Origin of the sequence: Alkalimonas sp., assembly GCF_020831925.1 — a bacterium.
GTDB lineage: Bacteria > Pseudomonadota > Gammaproteobacteria > Enterobacterales > Alteromonadaceae > Alkalimonas.
The window spans coordinates 1-2,453 of record NZ_JAFIFQ010000121.1; the positions used below are offsets into that span (position 1 = coordinate 1).

A 2,453-nucleotide genomic window follows, 5' to 3' on the forward strand; every position below is an offset into this window, starting at 1 on the left:
GTAAGCGTCCGGCGATCACATCTTTTATTTGCTGACTGATCACGCATCATACCTTTCACTGTAAAAACCGTGAGAGAAATGCATGACCTTAGCCAAACAACCTGAGCAGCGCCGGGTCTTTTCGCCGGAATTCAAATGGCAGATTGTACAGCAAGCAGAAGAGCGCTCACTGTCTGTATCCGAGTTAGCGCGCAAATACGATGTGAATACCAATCAAGTTTTTCGCTGGGTGCGTGAAGCCAGCATCGGGGATGCTTTGTGGGTAAAGCGCGTCAAAGGGGAGCTTGAGAAACCACAGGCACCGATGCCATTTCTCCCGGTCATTACTCAGCCTGCAGAGGCACCACAGACAACGCCGAAGCCTGCAATAACGGTGTCGTTTCGTAGTGGCCATCAACTGATGTTGCACGAAGCGACACCGGGTATGTTGCAGCACTTGGTGGCGGCGTTGTCATGATTACGCTCTCCCATGAGTTGCGCGTGTGGCTGTGTGCTGGGTACACCGATATGCGCAAGGGCTTTGATGGCCTGGCGGCCATGGCACAGCATGTGTTGCAGAAAGACCCGTTTAGTGGCCATGTGTTTGTCTTTCGTGGTCGGCGTGGAGATCGGGTGAAATTGCTCTGGTGGGATGGACAGGGGTTGTGTCTGTTTTACAAGCGCCTGGAGCAGGGGCGCTTCGTGTGGCCCACTGCAAAAACCGGTGCTGTGCACTTAACGCAAGCCGAACTGGCATTGTTGCTGGAGGGGCTGGATTGGCGTCCACCTGCTCGAAAAAACACGCCAAAAAATGCAGCATAACTGCATTTAATCAATGAGTTAGCTGTCATTTTATGGTATCATGCAACGCATGAAAACGATGGCATCTCCCTTACCACAAGACCCGAAACAGTTGCAGGACATTATCCTTCAACTGCAGGCAACGCTTGCCCAGCAAGATACCGTTATTGCCACACTACGCCATCAATTAGCCGTGTTAAAACGCGCCCGTTTCGGGCGCTCATCCGAACATATCGACAAGCAAATCCATCAGTTGGAATTGCAGCTTGAAGAGCTGGAGATGCAAACTGCAGTTATCCCAAAGCTCACCGACCAGGCTCCAGAAGAAAAAGCTGTACCACGTCGCCGGGTCTCGCTCCCCGCAGCGCTTCCACGTGAGGAAAAGCGTGTTGAAGCGCCATGCCAGTGCCCTGCATGCGAGGGACAACTAACCCACATGGGTGATGATGTCTCGGAAATGCTGGATGTGGTACCGGCATCGTACCGGGTTATTCGCATTGTTCGCCCAAAGTTCAGCTGCCAGCATTGCGATACCTTGGTGCAAGGGCAGGCACCTGAGCGTGTGATTAAAAAGGGACTGGCCAGCGCGGCATTACTCACCCAAGTCATCGTGGATAAATACCTCGACCATCAGCCGCTGTACCGCCAGGCTGAGCGGATGGGGCGTGAAGGCATTGATATCGAGCGTTCGACCTTGGCTGATTGGGTAGGACAAACAGGCGCTTTACTCACGCCACTGGCCGATGCGCTTGGGCGCCATGTCAAAGCTGCTCAGCATGTACACGCAGATGATACCACCGCACCGACGCTATCACCGGGGAAAGGCCGCACTCAGACTGGCCGTTACTGGACCTATGTGCGCGATGGTCGCCCTTGGGGTGATACCACACCACCAGCGGTTTGGCTCCAATACAGTGAAGACCGCAAAAGCATCCATCCCACAGCACACTTAAAGGGGTACAGAGGCTCACTGCAGGCCGATGCTTACGCGGGTTACAACGAGTTGTACAAGCAGCAAGTCACACCTCATGGGTGCTGGGCGCACGTGCGCCGTAAGTTCTACGACATTACCCAGACAGGCCCTTCACCTATCGCTGATGAAGCCATCGCGACCATCCAATCGCTGTATGCGATTGAGAAGCAGGCTCGCGGCCAACCACCGGATGAACGCCAACAGCTCCGGAGCACACAAGCCAAGCCTATCCTTGAGCGCTTCCATACCTGGTTGCAGGCGACCTTGCGCACCTTATCGAAAGGCTCGCCGATATCCAAGGCCATCCACTATGCCCTGAAACAGTGGGATGCGCTGGTGGCCTATGTGAATAATGGGTATGCTGAATTGGATAACAACAGTGCAGAGCGTTCGTTGCGGCCCATTGCTCTTGGCAGGAAAAATTACCTGTTTGCAGGCTCAGTAGCTGGTGGAGAGCGCGCAGCCGTGATGTACTCGCTGCTCGGCACCGCCAAACTCAATGGCATCAACCCGAATGACTACCTGACGGCGGTACTCAAGCGCATCGGCAATCATCCCATCAACCGCATTGATGAGCTGCTGCCCTGGAACATCGACTTAACCCCTCAACCGGATGACGCGATTTAAAGGATTAGGTGTCCACTAAAAATTAAGTGGACACTTAAATTAGAGTATCAACCTGTGATCGCCGGACGCTTAC

The 2,453-nt window shown here is 53.9% G+C and carries 3 protein-coding genes; all 3 read left to right on the top strand.

From position 1 onward, the window contains the following. Positions 1 to 82 precede the first annotated feature (82 nt). The 3 genes from JJU14_RS16500 to JJU14_RS16510 are packed head-to-tail and all read left to right on the top strand — an operon-like array spanning position 83 to position 2,380. Positions 83 to 457 (top strand): transposase, encoded by a 375-nt coding sequence (locus JJU14_RS16500; protein ID WP_228614808.1) that lies wholly within the window; start codon positions 83 to 85, stop codon positions 455 to 457. Continuing rightward, entirely contained in the window at positions 454 to 801 is a 348-nt protein-coding gene (tnpB, locus tag JJU14_RS16505) for an IS66 family insertion sequence element accessory protein TnpB (protein WP_228614809.1), read from the top strand. The genes JJU14_RS16500 and tnpB overlap by 4 nt, the downstream gene beginning before the upstream one ends. Before the next feature lie 49 nt (positions 802 to 850). Then, positions 851 to 2,380: an IS66 family transposase gene (locus JJU14_RS16510; RefSeq protein WP_228614810.1), complete on the top strand. Its 1,530-nt coding sequence runs from the start codon at positions 851 to 853 to the stop codon at positions 2,378 to 2,380. The last annotated feature ends 73 nt before the right edge of the window (positions 2,381 to 2,453 follow it).